Here is a 22,138-nt window from a genome sequence, read left to right on the forward strand (position 1 = left end):
AAGAGTTGCTCTCATATGAGCAACTCTTTTTGTTTTGTCTAAACTTAAAATATCCCAAATAATTTCTTCCTTTTGGGTTCTTGGTTAGAAATATCAGCTTTAGCGTTGATTTTTTCTAATTCCGTCATAATAAGATCAAGTTTCTTTTCTAATTTCTGATTTTTTTCACGCTCTGCTTCAAGCTCTTGTTTAAATACATCATTGCTTTGACGTTCGATTTCAAGTTCTTTTCGAAAACCTATAAATTCAGTCTTTATATCTTCTAAGAAATTCCGAATTTCGCTTGATATAGATTGTAGCGCGTATTGCTCCTCTTCACTCTGAGACCTTGTCACAGCAACTTCTGAACGCGCTACACCCTGTGTCGCACGTGTTTGCTGTGTCATCAACACGCTAACAGCGTGATTCAATGAAACCTTAGTTTTTTCTCTAATCTCTTTTAGAGTATTAAAAACTGTCACATCATCGGCATGATACAGTCTTGTATCGCCATCTTTATTAAACTCATAGCCTTGTTTTTCGAGTTCTAAGCTATATTTTCTGATTGTACTCTCTGCTAGATTGGTGATACGGGAGACATCAATTGTTTTTAAGTACACTTCACTTACAACATCATCTTTTCTCTCCATTCAACCACCTCCATTATAGTATCGCTACACTCTTACCACAGTATCATTTTACTAATCCTTAATACCCATTGTACACTTTTTATTATGCTTGCAAGCAAGAATTTTTCACCTCTAGATTTCCACATAATATTTGCAAGGGAATCCCCATCACGGTTCGCATTCTTTGCTATTAGTCTTTGCTATTAGTCTTTGCTTTAGTGATTCGGCGTACCTGTATCAATTCTATAGCACATATAAATTTTGATTCTTGTTCTGGGGATCCCTAATTTTAGTCAATTAATTACTTTTCAATCCTTAGAATACCTTTTCCTGTCTTCCCATTATTTTAGTTGATTCCTTAATAACCATTTATATCATAGCATTCATCTCGTGCTATAGCAGTGATATACTCTTGAATGAACCAATTATTAATGCAAATCCGCAATCTCATGAGATAGAAATAGAATTTATTTTTATTCATCCCTAATCATAAACATTTTTTAATTGATATAGATATTTATGAAGTGACTGCAAGAGCAAGAAAAAACGAATCAACAAATCCTCCAAGAGTTACAATCTGCTAACGAGGTGAACTACCCGCCACTTAACGTCCTAACGGACTGTTTGAAGTGGGGGCTTCTCGGTTAGTCGTTACTTTTGATAGCTAACGAATTCGTCCTAAGACAGCCGAGCTAACTCCCTTGTTCCAAAGGTTATTTTATTGCTATTTATGCTAACGCTAATAGACGTATTGCTTCATTTTTGATATTGATAGCTGCGTTATAATCTCTATCGAGATTTACACCGCATATACAAGAATATACTCGTTCAGACAATGACATATTTTTTACATTTCCACAACTGCTACATGTTTTTGTGGAAGGAAACCATTTGTCTATTTTCACAAGTTGTTTTCCTTGTTCGTATAGTTTATAAGCTAAAAAAGAAGTGAACATTCCCCAACTATTGTCAGCGACACTTTTTCCAAAATGAAGTGCTTGCGACATTCCTTTCATGTTTAGGTCTTCAATAGCTACAACATCAAATTTAGTAGACAATTCTTTAGACTCATGATGAAGGAAATTCTTACGTTGGCTAGCTACTTTCTCATGTAACTTAGCTACACGAATACGTTGTTTATTCCAACGCTGAGAACCTTTATTGCGTCTTGCTAATACTCGTTGTGCCTTTGCTAATCGGTCTAACATTTCACGGTAGAACTTAGAATAATTGGCTTTCTTATCCTCAGAACTAACGTATAATCCATCCATCGCAAAGTCTAATCCAACAACTGTTTCTACTTCTTTTTGTACAATCTCTTTTTCGTATTCAGTCAAAATCGACACATAGTATTTACCAGTAGGTGTCATAGAAATCGTACATGACTTGATTATATGGTCTAATGGTATTTCTCTATGCTGTTTGATACGTACCATTTTCAGTTTTGGCAATTTGATATGACCATTAAGCAACATAATATTTCCGTTTACTACATTCGTTTTATAAGATTTTCTGTCTTTTTTACTTTTGAATGTCGGGAAGTCATTTTGACCACTAAAGAAATTCTTATAGGCAGTTTGCAAGTTTAGTTGAGCATTTGCCAAAGCTAATGAATCAACTTCTTTTAACCACTCGAATTCTGCTTTATATTTCGCAGGAGTTGGAAGCTTTTGTTTCTTTAGTTGTTCCTTGTCATCTTTGTACTTTTCGTACGCTTCTTTCCGTTCTGCTAACATTCTGTTATACACGAAACGTACACAACCGAAGGTTTTACGCATAAGGTATGCTTGTTCTTCTGTTGGATACAAACGAAATTTATATGCTTTATTATGCTTTGTCATATCATTTCACCTCACTTTTCACCTTGGTTTTCAATATATTTCTTTACTACATCTATTGGCGAACTACCAGTAGTTAGTAAGCAAAAACTTCTTGACCAAAACATCTCTTTCCAAAGTTTCTTTTTCATTTGTGGAAAGTCTCTCTTGATTAGTCGAGAACTTGCACTTTTATAAGCATTGATGAATTTTGTCATTTCTGTATTCGGATGTGCCTTGAACAAAATATGAACATGGTCTACATCATGATTCCACTCTACCAATGTTATGTTGTAATTCTCGGATAACCTAACAAACATGTCTTTTGCATAATCTGACATATCATCATCAAACACATTTCTTCTGAATTTTACGACCAACACAAGATGATAATACAACAAGAATACTGAATGATTATTGCTGTCTAATTTCATTGATATACCAAACTTTATACTTTATAAGACTGATTATATAAGAGGCAAAATAAAAAGCAAAGCCTTTTGGATACGCCCTTCACGCGCTTGAGGAAGGAGAATTCTTTCGAGGAATTCGTTAAATAAAATTCTATTATTGCAATATGTGCAATTAAAATAAAATTTTGATGAAATGCGTAAATCACAAAAGCTTATAGCATCCAGCCAAGAGCAAAAACAAGGATTCTGGTCTAGGATCTTTTCAAAAAATAAAGACGTATGATGAAAAACTACATCATACGTCTTTATTTTTCTTCTAACAAACAAGTTCTGATTCTTTAGAAGGTTCTATCCCTAATTCATTTAATGTTGCTATCAACAAAAGTATTTGTTTTTCAAATCCATTATTTAAAGAAATATCAGTAATACGAATCACTTTCCAACCATTTGTTTTCATGTATTTATCTCTTCTTCTGTCTCGTTTGGTTCCTTCTGGTGTTCGATGAAAAGGCCCATCAATTTCTAAATCTATCTTTAAACCCTTTGCAGAAAAAAATGCAAAATCTAACTTAAAACGTTTACTAGGTACTTTATATTGCACAATCGGATAATAACCATTAAAGCGCAATGCATCATATACTCTTTTCTCTAATTTGTTAGAGCATTTTGCCCTTTGTGTGTCACTGTTTGGATTATAAGTAGATGGTGGAGTAAAAATTTGTGCCACAAGAAAAAATACAAGTGTGCATCCCAATACAACGAATAAACCGGTCATCTTTTCACGCCCAATACAAATTTGAGTTAATACTCAAAATGTAATATGTCCAAACCCTGTCTATTTATCCAATTTTTAATTACTTACCTTATACGAGTAAAACAAAATTGTCCTTATTCATGTTCTCTAAGAATAGACGAATTTAATTTTTTTTGGAAAGTGCTTTGCAAAGATTTGTTGTATGATGCGTAAGTCAAATCTTTGCATTGTATGTATACCTCATTCCAAGTGAAATTATCAATAAATCGTTCGTGCAAATACTCTATGAATCTCGTTCTCTTGTATCTTACTTAAGTTTAAGTTGAATTGAATTGTATATGAATTTAACTTCCTGTCCATAATTGTAAATAAAAAATTAAAGACAGGAGAGTGAGATAAATGTTTTTCCGCAAAAATAGGACTAAATTAAAAAGATGGTTAGATCGGCAAGGAATTGAACAACAGGAACTATCCAAAAAGTCAAAGGTTTCTGTTCAAACCATCAGTAAAGCATGTAGAGATACAGATTACATCCCCAAACCTGAAATCATGAAAAAAATATTAAATACTATTAGAAAAATTGATCCTCACGCCAAAATCAATGACTTTTGGGACATGTAAAAAGCACAAGAAACAGTATCTTGTGCTTTCATAATTTTGCTTTGACTGAACCTATTTGAACCGAAATGTCTTTAGGTTTCTGTACTTGTATAAGAAAATGCTGAATAGAGGGCGCTTGAAAAATACGAAAATTAGAACTAGAAATCGGATATTTGAGGTCAGTAAGAATTAAAAGTGAGGGAAATACCATATTATGTTTCGGTTGCCAGGATTCTTTTTTCCATTCCATGCTACGAAAATACGATTCATAACGTTTGATTTTTGTTTGGATCGTAGCCTTATTATAAATGGAGTTCTGGACTTCTATAAAAAATGGACTTTTATGCCAAATGGTAAATATATCGGGTTCCATATAACCTTTCTTATATTTAGGTTCTACTTGAAATATCTTCGGTCTTTCGGTTCGTAATAACTGCTTATATACATCTACAATCGCTAAAAAATGACGTATCTTTTGGCTTCCTTTACGAATTGTATTTGGATAAGGAAAATACACATATGGACGTTGTGATGTATCCACATCGATATATCCTTCGCGGCTTAAACGCTTTGTAACAGTATTACAACATGTTACTGCATTCTTTACATTTCTAAAATGGAGATCAATAATATCATCACGCGACATACATCTAAATTGCTGTAAATGACCTATAATTTGTTTATCTCTATTCGTTAGCATCATCTAACACCCCAAAGATTTTGTCTTCTTGATGCTCTGGTTCTTCCTTCTTTATACTTTGCTCTTTAGATAAACGATACGGTTCTATTATTTCTTTCGCTTGGTCCAATGCCAAATAAGGAGCCTGCACCTTCTTTAAACCATCTAATTTTAAAATCATTTGGCCCGATTGACTTAAATTTTCTGATCCAGGCGTCCCTACAATGTTACTGTTAATTAAATCCGCACATTTAAAGCCCATTCTTACCGTCAAATTGAGCTTTAACTTGCCATCAAGTATTTTTGCATCTGGACGTTGCATACTTAGCATGAGGAAGATACCAAGCGATCTGCCGACAGCTGATATTTTTTCTATTATGGTGACACATTCCTTTTCGTCCTGTAGCATTGCTACTTCATCAATGGCAATAAAAATATATGGTAAGGGTTTATCTTTTGTTATTTGATTGTATTCATCAATATGACCTAGCTCATATTTTTCCATTACCTTTCTTCTATGCAATACCTCTTTCCATAATTTTGCTAACATGTTCGTCATTTCATGTTCTTCCATGCAAACATACTTCACATGCTTCACTCTTCTTAAAAAATGAAACTCTGAATTTTTTAAGTCTCCCAGGTACAAATGTAAATGCTCTGGTGACATCTGTTGGATTAATGTGGCTAAAATCACACGTACTATACTACTTTTTCCGCTTCCTGTTTCTCCCGCAATCAGTAAATGTGGTGTGTTTGAATCAACCATATCATACACAATCGTATTACCAAATTGATCCCGACCAACCACGATTGGAAGACGATATTGTTTTAATAATGGTTGCCATTGTTTATAACTGTAATCGTAAGGCTGTAAACTTGCATTAGAATGAAATACATGGAGTACAAATTTTTTAATATTACCTTCCATCATAAGATTTTCACCTAGTATTTGCTGAAAACAAAACCATTTCTTATGAATTTGAGCTGGATCAACGCCATTGGGTAGTGTAAAAGTGTACCGTACACTTTCTTTTCCTGCGTAAACATCATGAATCTTAGGATAAATAGGGACCTTCCCACCTCGTGTAACGTGCTCATCGTATAACTTCGCTTTCTTAAATACCTCTTCTAACTGGTATTTGTATCTCTTCTTTTTTAACCATCCTTTCATTTTCCATCCCCCTTACAACATGAGTAAAATACGAATAAATACATAACCAATAAACCCAATCCCGCCAATTCTTACACCGTAATATAGACCATTAGAAAGGATATTGGATGCAAAAACATAATCATTTCGTACTAAGTATTTCTCTAACAAAACAGCTCCAATTGTAAGTCCACCTACTATTCCCAGGGCTACATACGTATGAACAAGCGGTGAAGACATATGAAAAAATGCGAACGGACTAATAGGGCCAACACTAAATATTTTTGTTTGCTTTTTCTTCTTATAAGATTGGTCCATAAAGGCTTGAAAAGAAATTGTTTCTTTTCGATTCAGCATGTTTTCCCTCCTAAAACAAAGAATATCGTTAACAAATTTGGTATCCAGTCCAATACAAAACATATACAATCTAACACCATATGAGAGTTATTCTTAATGAGTTCAAATGTATCAACAGGTACATGTGTTATGAAACTCGCAAGTTCGTCTGATAACTTTCGTATTTCTTGTGCTGTACTGTCTAATGGTTCGGTCACATACCAACTAATCCACTTATATAAGAAATCTGTTGTATCCGTTACACTCATTGCATTTTGATTGAGCGCATCCCACCCACACATAATTTCATTTGTTGAACTTCCACACCATTCTGTAATTTCTTTCACACTTCGAAATTGCGGACTAGGTATGTTGTTCTAGCCTCTCGTTGGATCATCCCTCAAATAATATTTAATTTGATTACCGATAATTTCATAAGAATTATTCATTGTTTCCCCTCCTTTTGCTCATTCCATTTCTCCTACTATAAACAAAACTCAAAATCCCCTAAAAACATGTGATAATCAATGATTTCTTTTGATAGTACTATCATGATAGATTCTTTGGTTATAAGGTTGATATCCACTTTGGTAATTGCTTTGGTAAAGAATATGCATCGTTGGTTGTCTGATATGCAATTCCAAACCTTGTCTTTACAAATAAACCTTGCTACCGTCCCACTTCATAAAATTTAATGATACAATATAAAAGGAATTTCAAATCAATTCAGAAAATAGAGGAGGAAACAACTATGTCACTTTTACAGCAACATTTTGAAGCAAGAAGAGAATACATTTTCAATCGTCTTAAACAACCAGAATACATGGAAAGAAGCATAGAAAAAGTTCGACAAGCTCAAAAAGAAATCAAAAATACAGTGCGAACGATTAAAGATTTGTTACTTCTGGATAAAACAACTGATCCTTGTTTACCAGAAGTCGCTCAATTTTCTCTTCAACACATTATGAATTCCGAGTCGTTTGAGAATGTCAAAAAACTTGTTCCATCCTCTATAAAAAAGTTAAGTGAAGAAGAACGCGCAAAAGTATTAGATGAAACATTAAGCGTAGCAAACCAAATCATGAATCTAGAACGTACTGTTTTTATCATGATGTTTAATACAAAAGAGAAAATCCTCATGGATGCTTATAAGAAAAAGCCTAGATCACAAACAGAACTTCATTACGATGTTGCTGACAAAGAAGGGTTCGACAAAGCGTTTTATGAAGAGCGTATTGATTCATTACAAAATGACATTCGTGTACTATCTTTCAAAAAGCTTTGTGAGAATGAACCCGCACCAGAGGATTTAGAACTATTCAAACAACGTTATGAAACAATTATTTTACCAAAGGTACAAGAGATTGTTTCCCTAATTGAACCAAGTTTAATAGATGTAGACGTATTTTTAAATTCAGTAATTGAGTATGGTGTAGGAGAAATCACTTTAGATGAAATGATTCAAAAACTACACAAAAACCTTTCTCTATTTCACGAATTATCAAAGGTTGAATATTGCCCAACGGTTGAGCTAACAGTAAAAGAATATGTATTCTTAGAAGCTATGAACCGTTCCGAAAAAGGAGAGGAGTTGCAACCATCAAAATGATGTATACACAAGAGAAGTTTTATGAAAAGTTAATAGAAGAAAAAAAAGAAGTGACGGTTTTTCTAATAAACGGTGTCAGGGTACCTGGAAAAATTATCGCTGTTGATAAATTTTCGGTACTAATTTTAAGCAATGGAAAGCAAATGTTCCTTTATAAACAAGCGATATCAACTGTTTCTTTATAGAATAACAAACTTTCAAAATCTTACAATTATAACCTTTTTATCCTTTTTTAGGCATATATAATTCAAAATTTTCCATACATAATGTACTCTTAGATATAAGAGTTAGTTTTTTCCTTTAAGGCAAGGCTGGTTTCAGTCTTGTTTTTTTGTTTGCATTTTTTAAATACAGTTTTTTCATCATACTATGTATAAAGGAGTTTAAAAGAAAAAGTGGATATGAAATTACTACATGAGATGATAGAAGATAAAAAAAAAGAATTGGAGTATCTTGTAAAAACATATGGTTTTAGACATCAAAAAGTAATTAGTGTTAGTCAAAAATTAGACCTTTTAATCTATAAAGCAATGAACAGATATAGATTAGATTACAAAATTAGAACAAAAAAAGAATCCTTATACTAAGGATTCCCAACAGGAAGATAAGAGACAGATATAGAAATAAAAAGAATTAATTATATTATAATTCAAAAATATGAAAAGCCATATTGAGAAAAAACGTTAGATTGAATTTTCTGGTTAATTGTTTTAAAATAAAAACGAGTTGTAGTAACAAGCTGTCATTAAATCCCTTACACGAAAAAGATTGGCAAATATCCAATCTTTTTTTATGTAGATAGGCTCTCTTGCTTTTCTTGCATGAGAGCCTATTTACATTCGGGAACTACCTCTCATTATTATAAAGAAATAATCCATATAAAACCAATGGGTTTTTTGATATTGAAACGCTACATTTTCTATATTCTATGTTAAAATTAATAATTGAGGGTACAATTTTTCAAGAGAAAAAGGCAAACAATATAAATACTTTCTGAAAGTGTTCAATTCAAGTTCAACAAAAAGCATTTGCTATTCTATAGCAAATGCTTTTTGACAAATGATCTCCTTTTTTATAACATAAAAAAAGAATTGAGTGTACGAGACTCAATTCCTTAGGTGAAGTCATTTGCCAAGTAACTTTAATTCCATCTTATTGATTTTTTAATAATAAATATACAACCTAGTAATGATAATAGATATACAATGAGAATAATATATAATTGTTTTGGTTCAATGCTATCAAAATAAAGACTCATAATTGGATATGACCAAGGGAATAGTATCCAATAGTTTGTATGAGAGATAAAAAAGCTACCAAGTCCACCTATAACCCCTACTAATAATGAAAGTAACGGGATTTTATAAAATATTATATTTATTAAAAAATGTAGATTCACAATAATTAAAGAGCTAATTACCAGAAAAAGTATAGAAAAACTTAAACTTTGATAAACAGTCCCTAGATTATCAACCGTTAATACTATAGGTATACTAGTTATGATTAAAGCACATATTAAATAACAAAAAGTAAATATTAAGCAAAAGAAAAACTTATTACTTAATATAGTTTTTAAAGTGATCCCATGATAAATAGCAGACATGTATCCTTTTCTTCTGAATTCGTTTACAAAAGAAAATGACACTAATAGACCTATCGCAATAGGTAAAAATAACCTACAAAAAAGGCTCAGAATCGCTATATGCATGAAAGCGCCATCATTTAATTGAGGCGATACAGTTAGAAAAACTTGAAAACTAATTGGTACCAACAGAAATACTAGTAACAGGATATACAATCCATTATGAAGACTTTTTTTATATTCACCTAAAATACCCACTTATTTCACCCTTTATTATTCATATGTATAATATTTAAAACTCACAGTCAATAACATAATTCCTAAAATATATATTGAAGAACTTGCAAGATATAATAAAATAGTTGTTTCTTTAAACATTACGTCACTTACTATATTCAATGCATAAAATATTGGAAATGTCTTTGTAAATATTAAAGGGAATAATCCATATGTTACGATAAAAAATATCCAAATTACTGACAAGGATGCCGCAAGAATACCCTTTTTTATAATTAAGTGAAAAAGCAATTGAGAATATGGTATTGCTAAAGATAAAATAGTACAAAGTATCAACATTTTTAAAAAATAAAGTATTGATATTTCATATCCATTTATAAAAGTATAGATGCCCATAACCGAAAAATTCAAAATATTAAAGATCAAATAGAACAGTATAAACAATAAATTTTTAGCTACCAATAACTTGAATTTCGAAATGGGCTTTGTATAAATAATGGCCCAAGTACCATATTTATTTTCAGAAGAAATGATAAAATACCACATACAAGCAGAAAAAATACTTAACGTTAGTGTATTAAAGTTTACTGTAATTGCTATAAGATTTGTAGATTGAAACATGTCGGGATTATTCTTGTTAAAAATAAAATAACTTATACACAAAAAGCTTGATAATAATGAGAAAAACAAAGAAATTAATAATAATTTTCTCCCACCAATTTTCCTCATCTCACTATTTACACTTTTAAAGATAAATTGCATTATTATAGTAACTCCTTTTGTTTAGTTAAAGATAAAAATACTTCCTCTAATGTTGGCTTTTTAGGGCTAACTTCAAAAATATCTATATCATTTTTAATTATTATTCTGGTTAAATTAGGAACACTATCTTGATCTACTATTATTTTGAATACCCCTTCTTTTTCTATACTATAAGGTATACCCTCTGTATTTAAAATCCTCTCTGTGGCAGCAGTATCATTAACATGAACAATATATTCTCCAGAAGTAATAATACTGTTTAAATTCCCTTCATAGAGTAAGCTACCCTTATGTAGTAACGCTATGTGATCTGCTATCATTTCAATTTCAGCTAAATTATGACTAGAAATAAATATAGTCTTCCCCTCATTTTTTACTAAATGAAGTAATAAACGCCTTATCTCGTGTACTCCCTCTGGGTCTAATCCATTTGTCGGCTCGTCAAGAATTAGTATTTTAGGATTATTAAGAATAGCAAAGGAAATACCTAGCCTTTGTTTCATTCCCAAAGAAAAATCTTTAACTTTTTTATCTTTTGCTTTATATATTCCTGTAGTTTTTAATACTCTATCTATTTCATCTAAAGGTTTATTGATCATTTTTTGTACATAGGCTAAATTTTCATATGCTGTTAAATTAGGGTAATAGGTAGGTGAATCAATAAAACAACCCACATTTTCAAATAATTCTTCTTTCCATTCTTTAATATCTTTATTATTAAATAATATCGTTCCTTTATCTAATGGAATTAATCCTAATAACATTCGCATAGTTGTTGTTTTTCCTGCACCATTTGGTCCAATAAAAGCATATAAACTTCCTTCAGGAACAGATAAGTTTAAATCCCTTACAATGGATTGATTTTCAAAAGACTTTGTTAAATTTTTAGCTTGAATTGCTAATTTCATTTTGTTCCTCACTTTCTCATTCCCAAATAAAATTAAGTACCTAGTGAACTACCCGCCACTTAACGTCCTAACGGACTGTTTGAAGTGGGGGCTTCTCGGTTAGTCGTTACTTTTGGTAGCTAACGAATTCGTCCTAAGACAGCCGAGCTAACTCCCTTGTTCCAAGGGTTATTTTATTGCTATCTATGCTAACGCTAATAGGCGTATTGCTTCATTTTTGATATTGATAGCTGCGTTATAATCTCTATGGAGATTTACACCGCATATACAAGAATAGACTCACTCAGACAATGACATATTTTTCACATTTCCACAACTGCTACATGCTTTTGTGGAAGGAAACCATTTGTCTATTTTCACAAGCTGTTTTCCTTGTTCATTTAGTTTATAAGCTAAGAAAGAAGTGAACATACCCCAACCATTATCAGCGACACTTTTCCCAAAATGAAGTGCTTGTGACATTCCTTTCATATTTAGATCTTCAATAGCTACAACATCAAAATGAGTAGCTAACTCTTTAGACTTATGATGAAGGAAGTTCTTACGTTGGTTCGCTACTTTTTCATGCAGCTTAGCTACACGGATACGTTGTTTATTCCAACGCCCTGAACCTTTTGTACGTCTTGATAATACTCGTTGAGCATTTGCTAATCGGTCTAACATTTCACGATAGAACTTAGGATAATTGGCTCTCTCATCCTCAGAACTGACGTATAATTGATCCATCGCAAAGTCTAATCCAACAACTGTTTCTACTTCTTTTTGTACGATCTCTTTTTCGTATTCAGTCAAAATGGACACATAGTATTTACCAGTAGGTGTCATAGAAATCGTACATGACTTGATTATATGGTCTTGTGGTATTTCTCTATGCTGTTTGATACGTACCATTTTCAGTTTTGGCAATTTGATATGACCGTTAAGCAATATAATATTTCCGTTCACTACATTCGTTGTATAAGACTTTCTGTCTTTTTTGCTTTTGAATGTTGGGAAGTCATTTTGACCACTAAAGAAATTTTTATAGGCAGTTTGCAAGTTTAGTTGAGCATTTGCCAAAGCTAATGAATCAACTTCTTTTAACCACTCAAATTCTGCTTTGTATTTTGCAGGAGTGGGAAGCTTTTGTTTCTTTAGTTGATCCTTATCATCTTTATGTTTTTCATACGCTTCTTTCCGTTCAGCTAACATTCTGTTATACACGAAACGTACACAACCGAAGGTTTTACGCATAAGATGTGCTTGGTCTTCTGTTGGATACAAACGGAATTTATATGCTTTATTCTGCTTTGTCATATCATTTCACCTCACTTTTCACTTTGATTTTCAATATATGTTTTTACTACGTCTATTGGCGAACCACCAGTAGTTAGCAAGCAAAAACTTCTTGACCAAAACATCTCTTTCCAAAGTTTCTTTTTCACTTGTGGAAAGTCTCTTTTAATAAGTCGAGAACTTGCACTTTTATAAGCATTGATGAATTTTGTCATTTCTGTATTAGGGTGTGCCTTGAACAAAATATGAACATGGTCTACATCATGATTCCATTCAACTAATGTGATGTTATAGTTTTCAGATAGTCGAACAAACATATCTTTTGCATAGTCTGACATATCATCATCAAACACATTTCTTCTGTATTTCACGACCAACACAAGGTGATAATACAACAAGAATACTGAATGGTTATTACTATCTAATTTCATTTATATACCAGCCTTTATAATTTATAAGACTGATTATATCAGAGGCAAAATAAAAAGGAAAACCTTTTGGCTACGCCAAACCGAAATTCATCTCCCACCTACCGTTAGGCTACGCCCTTCACACGCTTGAGGAAGGAGAATTCTTTCGGGAAATTCGTTAAATTCTTGATTTATTAAATATCTATTTATCCTTTACCTAATGTTTGCAATCTGGATTTAGAAGATATTTCTCGTTGTTCTAATTTTTTATCAGTAAGTTCATAAACTCTATCTACACGCTCTAAAATATTTTCGTCATGAGTGATAATAATCTTAGTGGATGGTATGGCAAATATATTTTCAATAACAGTATTTGCCGTTTCTCTATCCAAATGGTTAGTTGGTTCATCTAAAATAAGAATCGGATATTCTTTCATGAACAGGCGTAACATAGCTAACCTTTGTCTTTGGCCACCGGATAAATTTGTTCCTCCCTCAGATATAAAAATATCATTTATACTTTGAAATTGAATATAATTACTTAGATTTAGTTTATCTATAGAATCCTGAATTTTTGAAGGGTCGTAATTTATATCAAAGTAAGATAAATTCTCAGATAGATTTCCTCTAAATAGAACTCCATCCTGAGTCATTAGTCCTATCTTTTTTCTTAATTCCTCACTGTTCCAATATTTAATATCTCTATCGTCTATAAATATATTACCCTTATCGGGAGTATGCATTTTTAATAATAAGTTAGCCAAAGTGGATTTACCGCTGCCACTTTCTCCAACAATAGCAATACTTTCGTTATTTTTAATGTTCAAACTTAAGTTTTCTATAATTTTTTTGTCATCAAAACTAAAAGAGATATTATTGAATTGAATTGAGCCTCTAAGAATGTTTACTTTAGTATCCGATTCATCTTTTTCTAAGTCCTCATCCAAGATGTCTAAGGTTCTTAATAAAAGTGGTTTAATTGAATTCCAATTTAAGATTGATCCTATAATTGTTGAAACCGGAGAAAATATAATACTAGCTATAGCAATGAAGAAAAAAATATTGCTTAGATTCCCTTCTCCTTTACTAAAATTATAAAATCCTACAGCAAGCATTATGATAATAAAAATTGTCGATAGGGAACCATTAAATGATTCTAAAGCATTTTGTTTTAGCGCTCGTTTATGTACCGTATCTAGATATTTATTATAATCTTTTTGCCATACAGATTTAATTCTAGAAAAAATCCCTGTGGCCTTTACATAATACATTGCTTTTAATGATTCATTAATTTTCCCTCTATGTTCTCCTAGGTAATAATTTTCTACTAAATTAGCATTATATATAAATTTCCCTAAGAAAATATTGATAAATAGGGAACTAGCAATAAAAAATATCAATATTAAAGTATAAAAAGTCTCCGTATATAATAGATACATCAATAATGGAATGATAACTACTATTGATATAATCATTTCAATTAGATCATCTAAAATATATCCTCGTATTGACTCTAGACTCATAATTCTTACATTTAAATCCCCTACATGACGTGTAGTAATCTTTTCTATGGGGATATTAAACATATGTTCAAAGACTTTTGTTGTACTTTTTCTATCAATTTCTTTTTGAAATTTTACTTTTATAATAGTAGTTATAGATTTTATCCCTATAACTACTATTAAACTACCCAATATAATTAAAAGATATCTTACATCCACTTGCTTTGAAGCATTCAAAATATCCATAAAATTTTTAAAAATAAAGGGGAAAGCAAAAAATGAGATTTGTGCTAACAATGCTAATAGTGCTAGTAAAATAATCTGACTAGGAGATACAAAATGATCAATATATCTAAGTAGTATATGTTTTTCATTTCTTTTAACATTTGGCTGTATGTTCTCTTTCTTTTCCATTACTAAGATATAGTTACAGAACATCTCTTCAAAACTTCTTATATCGATTACCATTGGCCCCGCCTTAGGATCTACAATATAAAATTTATTCTCTTTAACCCTTTCAATAATTACAAAGTGATTAAACCCCCAAAATGCTATCATTGGCTTTTGTATCCTTTGCAAATCACTTATATTTTCTATCCTATATGCAGTTGCAGAGAGTTCATACGATTCACTAACTTTTTTAATATCTAACAAACTCCATGCTGATTTTTTATTAATAATTTTACTATTTCTAATTTCTGAAGCCTGTACTGCTAAACCATAATAATGCATAATCATTGCAAGACAACTAGGTCCACAATCAAAAGATGTCATTTGCGGTATAAACTTAATTTTCTTTCTTAACATATTTATCACCTATTCTAGGCATTAAAGTATAAAATGCTATTTAGTTTATCATTCTCTAACCTTTGTAAAAAATACAAAATACTTCCTAAACCTGTAAATAATGCGATTTTATGAGGATTAAAATCTTCTATAGCAAAATTATTCAAAAAGTTATTTGTTACTTTCATAACAATTTGTTTTTCATTTCGCTCTAGCATTCCTCTATTTTCTAACTCCAATAAAAAGTCTAGTTTCCCCATTAAACCATGACATAAACAATAATCACTATTTTCATATAATGTACTTAAGATTTGATTTTTAAAAAAGATTAAATCTGATTGTATATCTTCATTTTGATATAATTCTAAAATTTTAATTCTTGATATTCCCATTCCACTAAACCCTTTACACCAACTATCTGTATAATTATATTCATTCATACTCATTTTCTCACTTTTATGTATACAATGTATTACCCTATCGTACTTATTGGTTTTTAATATGTCTTTTAACTTATAAAATGCGAGAAGTTGTCCTGATAATCCATGAACAAACCCCTTTAATGAATCTTCTAAATTTAGAGTATCGTGAGCTTTCCAATATACAAATTCATTATGTGTTTGCATATTATTTACAATGTAGTCGCCGAGATTTTCAGCCACTTTAAGCAAAATTTTATACTTAGGGTTAATTTGATAGAACTTAACTGCAGTTAAAATTAGACCAGCTGAACCCCCTAATATATCAAAAGTATTATCTTTATATTCGTCTTTTTCGATATCCGAGTTGATATCCATAAATATTTGTAATATCACCTTTTCATTAAGAGGGGTTATATATGGTAAATTCGTTAAATAGTAAGAAATAATGGCATTAGAACCATTTACAAAACCATAATTATTTTTATTTTTGTTTAGTATTTCTTGCAAGGCTTTTTGTTCGAGTTTATTTATAATTTCAATGTGATTAGGATCAGCATTATTTCTCAATAATGAACTTATTCCCAATAATCCATCATATATTCCATTATTCAAATGGTTTATCTCAAGCTCACCTTGCCAATTTGTTTTTAATCCAATAAAATCTACATCTCCATCTTTTGATATATAACTACCATCAAGGATTTTCCCTGTAAGTGCTTCCTTTATTTTATTTGTAGATAAATTAGTTTGAAAATTAATTGTTTCCTTTACTGTATTCAGCTGATCTAGATTATCATTTTGATTAGAAAGGGACATTTCTATAATTTTTCTTTGTAATAAAAAGTCAGCATATGAAATTTTTTCGAATTTCATTTCTAGATCTATTTCATTATTTGAAAAAGTCTCGCAAGACTCCCATTCATACTTATTAGAGAAATATGGAACATCATAGGATAATAGTGCCTCTATCTCTTTTTGAATAATATCTTTCCTAGTAGCCAAGTAGGTGTTTTTTTCAAGAATATTTCGCAAATATTTTATAGTCTTTAATTTATTCTCTAATAAATCCGGAACATTTAGTCTATCTAATAAAAGAGTATAGATTTTTGTATTTCGATATACTTTTCGATAATTCCATTTAGAAACACTACTTTTCAATATATGCATGTATTCTTCTTTATTTTTTAAGGCTCCGTTATACGCATCCTCAAAACCTTTAATAATATCTTTTATATAATTATCATACTCATATATATCATCGTAAAAAAACGGTAAATTCTGAACTGTATCTTCTACTATTGTCTCTTCTCTAATTTCAATTGGGTTCGATGTAAATTCATTTTTTATTTTAATTTTTTTTACTAAAGTTTTCATTACTCTCCCAATTGCACTGTAATCTCTTATTACCTCTCTACCTTCACTAAATCTTATGGGTAACATTCTAGAATTTAATACTGAATTAGATAATTTAAAACTACTAGTTTTTTCAGTGATACTTGGATTTAATGTACTTCCTAATGTCTCAAAATCAATTATGACTGGCGAGGTTTGTTTAGCGATGATATTTTCATTATGTATGTCACTTCCATTAATCAAATATATTACAGAAAGCACTACACCTAAATTATAATAATAACCTTTAATTTGCTCATTAGATTCACATGATTCATGATTAATATATTCCATATATCCATAATTATTTTTATTAACTACTTGTGGAATAAAGATATCTGTATTTAAATCCTTATTCAGTTGATTAATTAAACTATGATATAGAATAGAATTTGTCAAATCAACTGGTTTTAAAATTACCTTATTATTAAATTTATCTTCTAAAAGTATTGTTCTCCTTCCATTATTATGATAATCACCTAGGTTAATAACTTTTTCTACATGCATAATATTAAAACCCGACATTTTATGAATTTCTTTTTGATCTTTTTCAAGAGCTCCTTGTAACCATATTATATAATTTATTTCATTTTCAATTATTGTAAAAATCTTTTCACTTAATAAAGGTAACATTCTAAAAAAATTCATATGAAATTTTTTAAAATGAAAGAAATTATTTGTAAAATACTTGTATTCTTCATTGGTATCAATTCCTATTAAAGCTTTTTCTACTCTAAGTTTATTTATGTATACAATTAAGGATGGCCTTAATACTTGATATAGTCTTTTTTCTAAATCAAACATTATCGATTTGGAAACCGTCTCGAAATTACCAAAAAAATCAATTTTATTTATTATCATATTTTCAAAGAATACTAAATATGTTTGTATTATATTTTGAAAGTTATAGCTTTCATCATTCTTAATAACATCATTACATGAAAAATCCTCTAAAAAGATAACAAAATTTTTTTCTAGGTATTCTTTTGTTACCAAAGAATGTGACCCATTATCTATTGTATTCAAAATTCCATATGAATTATTTTTCATAATAACCTCTTCTTTTTATAGGTAGGAGAAATAGTTAGAAATTCGTTATCATTAAAGAGAGTAAGGCCTTTCGCCTTACTCTCTTTAACTATTAGTAGCATTTTTTACAAATTTTTTGTCCCATAATTATGACACATGCTGCAGGTTGCTTCCAAGGACAATCTTTAGTTAAAGTTTCAACCCAACCAGGTCCTGCACCACCAACTAATTGTTCAAGCTCTTCATCTTCTACAACTTGTAAATATTTTTCAGTTTCCATTTCAATCCCTACCTTTTTATTTTTTGAAAATGATGTTATAAATTCAATATTTTACCACAACATTGTCTAGAAATAATATATCATTAAATATTCAAAAAAAAAAGGTGTTTTTAGAAAAAAATCCAAAATAATAAAATAATTAGATAACTCACTATATAAATATACTAAATAAAGAACTATATATTATTTAACCACCTAAAATTTAGGTGCTATTTTCGGTTCTGGTGCAAAAATAGAACAAAAGAGAATAAAGCACATATAATTCCTAACGGAATCGTATCTTATTTTGCAAGCCCAAACAATTGATGGATGAATTCTTTTTGATTTTGGACAGACTGGTTCCGTAAAGCAATCTGTTCTTTTTTAATCATATGCATGGCTTCTACTCCAGAAAGAATGGATGTAGCTGTGTCAAAAGTTTTAAGACCTAGCGTAGGACAGATTCGCTTCTTTATAAAGCGATGATCTTGTTTTACTATGTTATTCAAGTACTATAGGATAAGCTGAGTTCTTATCGACTGTTATCATACGTAGCTTTGAAACATGAAAAGACCGCAAAGCTTTCTTGAAAAAGCGCTTTGCAGCCTTATGATCTCTTGTTTTACTTAGGCAAAAATCGATTGTGTTTCCGTTCGAATCAACAGCACGATACAGGTACATCCATTGACCTGTTACTTTGATATATGTTTCATCGACTCTCCAAGAGTCATTTATTTGTTTGAGGTTTAGGACCATACTGATGAATCCAACGCATAATCGTTGTATGAGAAATGGATAAACCACGTTCCTCCATCATTTCCACCAAATCACGAAAACTTAGGTTGTACCGTAGGTACCATCTTACCGTTAATAAGATAATATCAGGCTGATAGTGCTTCCATTTGAACCAATTTTTCTTTTCCATACCAATCACACACCTTTTTAGAGTAATAGTATCAGTATATCCAAGTTTGATAGACTATTTTCATATATTTCAAAGTTTTTGCACCAGAACAGCTTTAAATATGTCATGAATCTCATTTTAAAATCAAAACATATTTTGGTAGTCTCAAAAGGTACACCTTTTGATGCATAGTAAACTCTATTAAATTCAGTGCTTCAAAACGTTAAAAAATACATTTTTGAAGTACTAAATAATATATTATACCTTTTGAAGTATTTTTGTTATAATTTTATCAGGAATATTTTTTGAAGGGATGTCTATTTATTTTGAATACAAGAAAATTCGGATATATAAGGGTTAGTAGCAAAGAACAAAATGAAGATCGACAGCTCGACGCAATGAAACAACTCATCACGGACGAACGAGATATTTTTGTCGATAAACAAAGCGGAAGAGACTTTAACCGTGAACAATACCAACTTGTAAAACGCATGTTAAGAAAAGATGATATTTTATATATTCACTCCCTAGATCGTTTCGGAAGAAATAAAGAAGCTATCCTTCAGGAATGGAAAGATATTACCCAAAATATACAAGCTCATATTGTCGTATTAGACATGCCACTTCTAGATACAACTCAATATAAAGATAGTTTAGGAAATCTTATTACTGATTTGGTACTTCAAATCTTGTCCTGGCTTGCTGAAGAAGAACGAACAAAAATAAAGACTCGTCAACGTGAGGGTATTGAAGCTGCAAAGAAAAAAGGAAAGCATTTGGGTAGACCCAAAACTGAAATAACACAGGAATTTATCGATGCATATAACGATTGGAAAGATGGAAAGGTCACAGCGCTATACGCAATGAAAAAGTGTAATATGACAAGTCCTACATTTTATAGAGTAGTCAAAAGGTATGAGGATAAGGAGTGACAAATATAGTATGACTACAAAAGAGACCCAAAATACAATACAAGGCTTCTCTTCTTATTTATCAAACAAAGGAAGAAAGCCTTCTACGATCAAACGATATATCTACGATGTGCAAAGTTTCATTCAATGGCTGCACCAATCAAAAAGGTTCACTAACGATAATGTATGGGAATCACTACAGAAAAAAGATTTCGAAGTATTTTTTGACTATTTAAAAGCCGAACATCAATACTTCGAAAAAACTGTACACCGTATATATATTGTTTTAAACAGATTATACGAATACTCAGATTTACCAAGTCCGATTGAAGGCGTTATACACATAGATCCACCTAATCGAGCATTGCGTAGAGAAGATTTCATTTTTTCCCAAGAAGAGAAACGTCTAAAACAAATAGTTGCTTCATTTGAGGGACTGACAGAAAAATAACAATCCATACGCCCCATGCTCTTAAAACGAAATGTTTCTATCATTATATTACTCCTAGACTACGTATTGTTTTCGGAAGACTCAAAAATAAATCGTATCATCCATTTGAAAGAAGAAGACAAATTACATTTATATGATTATTATAAAACCATCCCTGATCCTGTTCGTCCTAATTATCACAGCAGCAATCCATTATTTGTTGCTTTTGACTTTACTCGTAGAACATACCATTGGAGCTATGACGATGATGCACCAAAATATTTAACTGAAATCTCTGTACAAAAAATGATCCGTTTAGAAGTAAAATGTGCCAATCTTCGAAAGGGAATTTCTGCCCAACATTTCAGAAACAACTTTATATTTAGAATGATCCAACAGAAAAACACTTCTGAACAAATCATGCAGTAAATCAGCTTTAAATCGTAATATTTTTAAAAAGATATTACGATTTATTATTATAGGAAACACCAACCAAAAACAGATTAAAAACCATCATTTAATATGTAATTTTTATATAACTACAGTTTTTCAATTATTTTAAGGAGGATTGGAGAAAATACAATGAATAAAATGAAAAATCATATTACGTACATGAGTATACGCTACTAGATAAAACTACTAATTCTATTAAAACCGAATCCTAGCATTCATTTAAAGAAGAAATGCGTGTCCTGGGAATAAAGGACTGCGATATCTTTCAAGTTCAAATGATAAAAATAGAATCAAGCCAAAATTAACATAGCGCTATACCAACCTTATTTAAATTACCTTTTTTCACATTATATTTGATCAAAGTTAAATATAATAATTATCAATCATTATATGCATATTCATGATAATATTTAAACTAAGATTATCAATTACTGGAGGATTACAACATGAAAAAAACAAAAGAATTCCTAAATAATCCATTTATTAAATATCCGTTAACTATAATTTCAGCTATAACTATATTAAAAACAGGTTATGATTTAGGTGTCTTTATTATCAATGTGAAATATATTTAAATCATCATAATGAAAGCGACAAAATATCACAATTTTCATAGAATCATCGCGACTTAAAATCTAGGTCTACACTAAATACATAAATAAAAAACCAACAATATAACGCTATGCTGCTGGTGTTGGTTTGGAATAAAATTTGATAGACCATTTTCATATACTTCAAATATTTTGCACCAGAATGATAGTAAGCTCTACTCTAAATATGAATGGATAGCTCAATATCATAATTACTTTTGTGATGAATATATCATTCCTGAGGGAATTGTTTAATATGCTATTGGTTTAAAATAAAGTGGGACTGTTTATAAAAACTAAACACCCAATCACAAAGAAAG

General features: G+C 30.6%; 20 protein-coding genes and 4 pseudogenes. 7 read left to right on the top strand and 17 right to left on the bottom strand.

Annotated elements, in window-relative coordinates:
• Positions 1 to 44: 44 nt before the first annotated feature.
• The 4 genes from F0362_RS30275 to F0362_RS30295 form a co-directional block, all read right to left on the bottom strand.
• Positions 45 to 629, bottom strand: coding sequence for a hypothetical protein (locus tag F0362_RS30275; RefSeq protein ID WP_000439929.1), 585 nt, complete (start codon positions 627 to 629; stop codon positions 45 to 47).
• 707 nt (positions 630 to 1,336) lie between these two features.
• Positions 1,337 to 2,449, bottom strand: coding sequence for an RNA-guided endonuclease TnpB family protein (locus tag F0362_RS30285; protein ID WP_000160670.1), 1,113 nt, complete (start codon positions 2,447 to 2,449; stop codon positions 1,337 to 1,339).
• Positions 2,450 to 2,460: 11 nt separating this feature from the next.
• Entirely contained in the window at positions 2,461 to 2,859 is a 399-nt protein-coding gene (gene tnpA, locus F0362_RS30290; RefSeq protein ID WP_000762741.1) for an IS200/IS605 family transposase, read from the bottom strand.
• A gap of 295 nt (positions 2,860 to 3,154) precedes the next feature.
• Complete coding sequence (locus F0362_RS30295; protein ID WP_000147171.1) at positions 3,155 to 3,613, bottom strand: endonuclease domain-containing protein; 459 nt, start codon at positions 3,611 to 3,613, stop codon at positions 3,155 to 3,157.
• Positions 3,614 to 3,991: 378 nt separating this feature from the next.
• Between F0362_RS30295 and F0362_RS30300 the strand changes: the two genes are divergently transcribed.
• Positions 3,992 to 4,213: a helix-turn-helix domain-containing protein gene (locus F0362_RS30300; RefSeq protein ID WP_000466112.1), complete on the top strand. Its 222-nt coding sequence runs from the start codon at positions 3,992 to 3,994 to the stop codon at positions 4,211 to 4,213.
• Positions 4,214 to 4,241: 28 nt separating this feature from the next.
• Here the strand turns inward: F0362_RS30300 and F0362_RS30305 are convergent, their stop codons facing one another.
• From F0362_RS30305 to F0362_RS30320, 4 genes and pseudogenes are all read right to left on the bottom strand, one after another.
• The gene (locus F0362_RS30305; protein ID WP_002105922.1) at positions 4,242 to 4,895 is read right to left on the bottom strand and encodes a replication-relaxation family protein; all 654 of its coding nucleotides are present in this window, start codon (positions 4,893 to 4,895) and stop codon (positions 4,242 to 4,244) included.
• Positions 4,879 to 6,042 (bottom strand): FtsK/SpoIIIE domain-containing protein, encoded by a 1,164-nt coding sequence (locus F0362_RS30310; RefSeq protein WP_149890238.1) that lies wholly within the window; start codon positions 6,040 to 6,042, stop codon positions 4,879 to 4,881. Before F0362_RS30310 ends, F0362_RS30305 begins: the two co-directional genes overlap by 17 nt.
• Positions 6,043 to 6,054: 12 nt before the next feature.
• Positions 6,055 to 6,378, bottom strand: coding sequence for a hypothetical protein (locus tag F0362_RS30315; RefSeq protein WP_000934652.1), 324 nt, complete (start codon positions 6,376 to 6,378; stop codon positions 6,055 to 6,057).
• A pseudogene (locus F0362_RS30320) lies at positions 6,372 to 6,806 on the bottom strand (hypothetical protein). Before F0362_RS30320 ends, F0362_RS30315 begins: the two are co-directional and overlap by 7 nt.
• A gap of 302 nt (positions 6,807 to 7,108) precedes the next feature.
• On the opposite strand from F0362_RS30320, the gene F0362_RS30325 reads away from it, so the two are divergent.
• From F0362_RS30325 to F0362_RS30335, 3 genes are all read left to right on the top strand, one after another.
• A complete protein-coding gene (locus F0362_RS30325; protein WP_000055172.1) occupies positions 7,109 to 7,966 on the top strand; it encodes a hypothetical protein in 858 nt (285 codons plus the stop codon).
• Positions 7,963 to 8,151: an RNA chaperone Hfq gene (gene hfq / locus F0362_RS30330; protein ID WP_000990397.1), complete on the top strand. Its 189-nt coding sequence runs from the start codon at positions 7,963 to 7,965 to the stop codon at positions 8,149 to 8,151. The genes F0362_RS30325 and hfq overlap by 4 nt, the downstream gene beginning before the upstream one ends.
• Positions 8,152 to 8,361: 210 nt before the next feature.
• The gene (locus F0362_RS30335) at positions 8,362 to 8,553 is read left to right on the top strand and encodes an aspartyl-phosphate phosphatase Spo0E family protein (RefSeq protein ID WP_000367310.1); all 192 of its coding nucleotides are present in this window, start codon (positions 8,362 to 8,364) and stop codon (positions 8,551 to 8,553) included.
• A gap of 554 nt (positions 8,554 to 9,107) precedes the next feature.
• Here the strand turns inward: F0362_RS30335 and F0362_RS30340 are convergent.
• The 9 genes and pseudogenes from F0362_RS30340 to F0362_RS30380 form a co-directional block, all read right to left on the bottom strand.
• The gene (locus F0362_RS30340; RefSeq protein ID WP_000511809.1) at positions 9,108 to 9,806 is read right to left on the bottom strand and encodes an ABC-2 family transporter permease; all 699 of its coding nucleotides are present in this window, start codon (positions 9,804 to 9,806) and stop codon (positions 9,108 to 9,110) included.
• Positions 9,807 to 9,821: 15 nt separating this feature from the next.
• Positions 9,822 to 10,547 carry an ABC transporter permease gene (locus tag F0362_RS30345; RefSeq protein WP_001159645.1) on the bottom strand — a complete coding sequence of 242 codons (726 nt, stop codon included), beginning with the start codon at positions 10,545 to 10,547 and terminating at the stop codon, positions 9,822 to 9,824.
• A gap of 2 nt (positions 10,548 to 10,549) precedes the next feature.
• Complete coding sequence (locus F0362_RS30350; RefSeq protein ID WP_000761416.1) at positions 10,550 to 11,455, bottom strand: ABC transporter ATP-binding protein; 906 nt, start codon at positions 11,453 to 11,455, stop codon at positions 10,550 to 10,552.
• Positions 11,456 to 11,638: 183 nt separating this feature from the next.
• Positions 11,639 to 12,751: pseudogene (locus F0362_RS30355) on the bottom strand (RNA-guided endonuclease TnpB family protein).
• Positions 12,752 to 12,762: 11 nt separating this feature from the next.
• Positions 12,763 to 13,161 (bottom strand): IS200/IS605-like element ISBth16 family transposase, encoded by a 399-nt coding sequence (tnpA, locus tag F0362_RS30360; RefSeq protein WP_000762752.1) that lies wholly within the window; start codon positions 13,159 to 13,161, stop codon positions 12,763 to 12,765.
• Positions 13,162 to 13,346: 185 nt separating this feature from the next.
• The gene (locus tag F0362_RS30365; protein ID WP_149890240.1) at positions 13,347 to 15,449 is read right to left on the bottom strand and encodes a peptidase domain-containing ABC transporter; all 2,103 of its coding nucleotides are present in this window, start codon (positions 15,447 to 15,449) and stop codon (positions 13,347 to 13,349) included.
• A 14-nt stretch (positions 15,450 to 15,463) separates the two neighbouring features.
• The gene (gene lanM, locus F0362_RS30370) at positions 15,464 to 18,292 is read right to left on the bottom strand and encodes a type 2 lanthipeptide synthetase LanM (RefSeq protein ID WP_000794855.1); all 2,829 of its coding nucleotides are present in this window, start codon (positions 18,290 to 18,292) and stop codon (positions 15,464 to 15,466) included.
• Positions 18,293 to 18,383: 91 nt separating this feature from the next.
• Positions 18,384 to 18,551, bottom strand: coding sequence for a type A2 lanthipeptide (locus F0362_RS30375; RefSeq protein WP_000447117.1), 168 nt, complete (start codon positions 18,549 to 18,551; stop codon positions 18,384 to 18,386).
• Positions 18,552 to 18,832: 281 nt separating this feature from the next.
• A pseudogene (locus F0362_RS30380) lies at positions 18,833 to 19,455 on the bottom strand (IS6 family transposase).
• Between the two features lie 305 nt (positions 19,456 to 19,760).
• Between F0362_RS30380 and F0362_RS30385 the strand changes: the two are divergent.
• The 3 genes and pseudogenes from F0362_RS30385 (at position 19,761) to F0362_RS31330 (ending at position 21,803) form a co-directional block, all read left to right on the top strand.
• Positions 19,761 to 20,366, top strand: a complete 606-nt coding sequence (locus F0362_RS30385; protein WP_001097386.1) for a recombinase family protein — start codon at positions 19,761 to 19,763, stop codon at positions 20,364 to 20,366.
• A gap of 10 nt (positions 20,367 to 20,376) precedes the next feature.
• Positions 20,377 to 21,201: pseudogene (locus tag F0362_RS31205) on the top strand (phage integrase N-terminal SAM-like domain-containing protein); the annotation flags it as partial.
• Positions 21,202 to 21,674: 473 nt separating this feature from the next.
• The gene (locus F0362_RS31330; protein WP_000751436.1) at positions 21,675 to 21,803 is read left to right on the top strand and encodes a hypothetical protein; all 129 of its coding nucleotides are present in this window, start codon (positions 21,675 to 21,677) and stop codon (positions 21,801 to 21,803) included.
• Positions 21,804 to 22,138: the final 335 nt, after the last annotated feature.

Origin of the sequence: Bacillus sp. BS98 (genome assembly GCF_008432245.1) — a bacterium.
Lineage (GTDB): Bacteria > Bacillota > Bacilli > Bacillales > Bacillaceae_G > Bacillus_A > Bacillus_A toyonensis.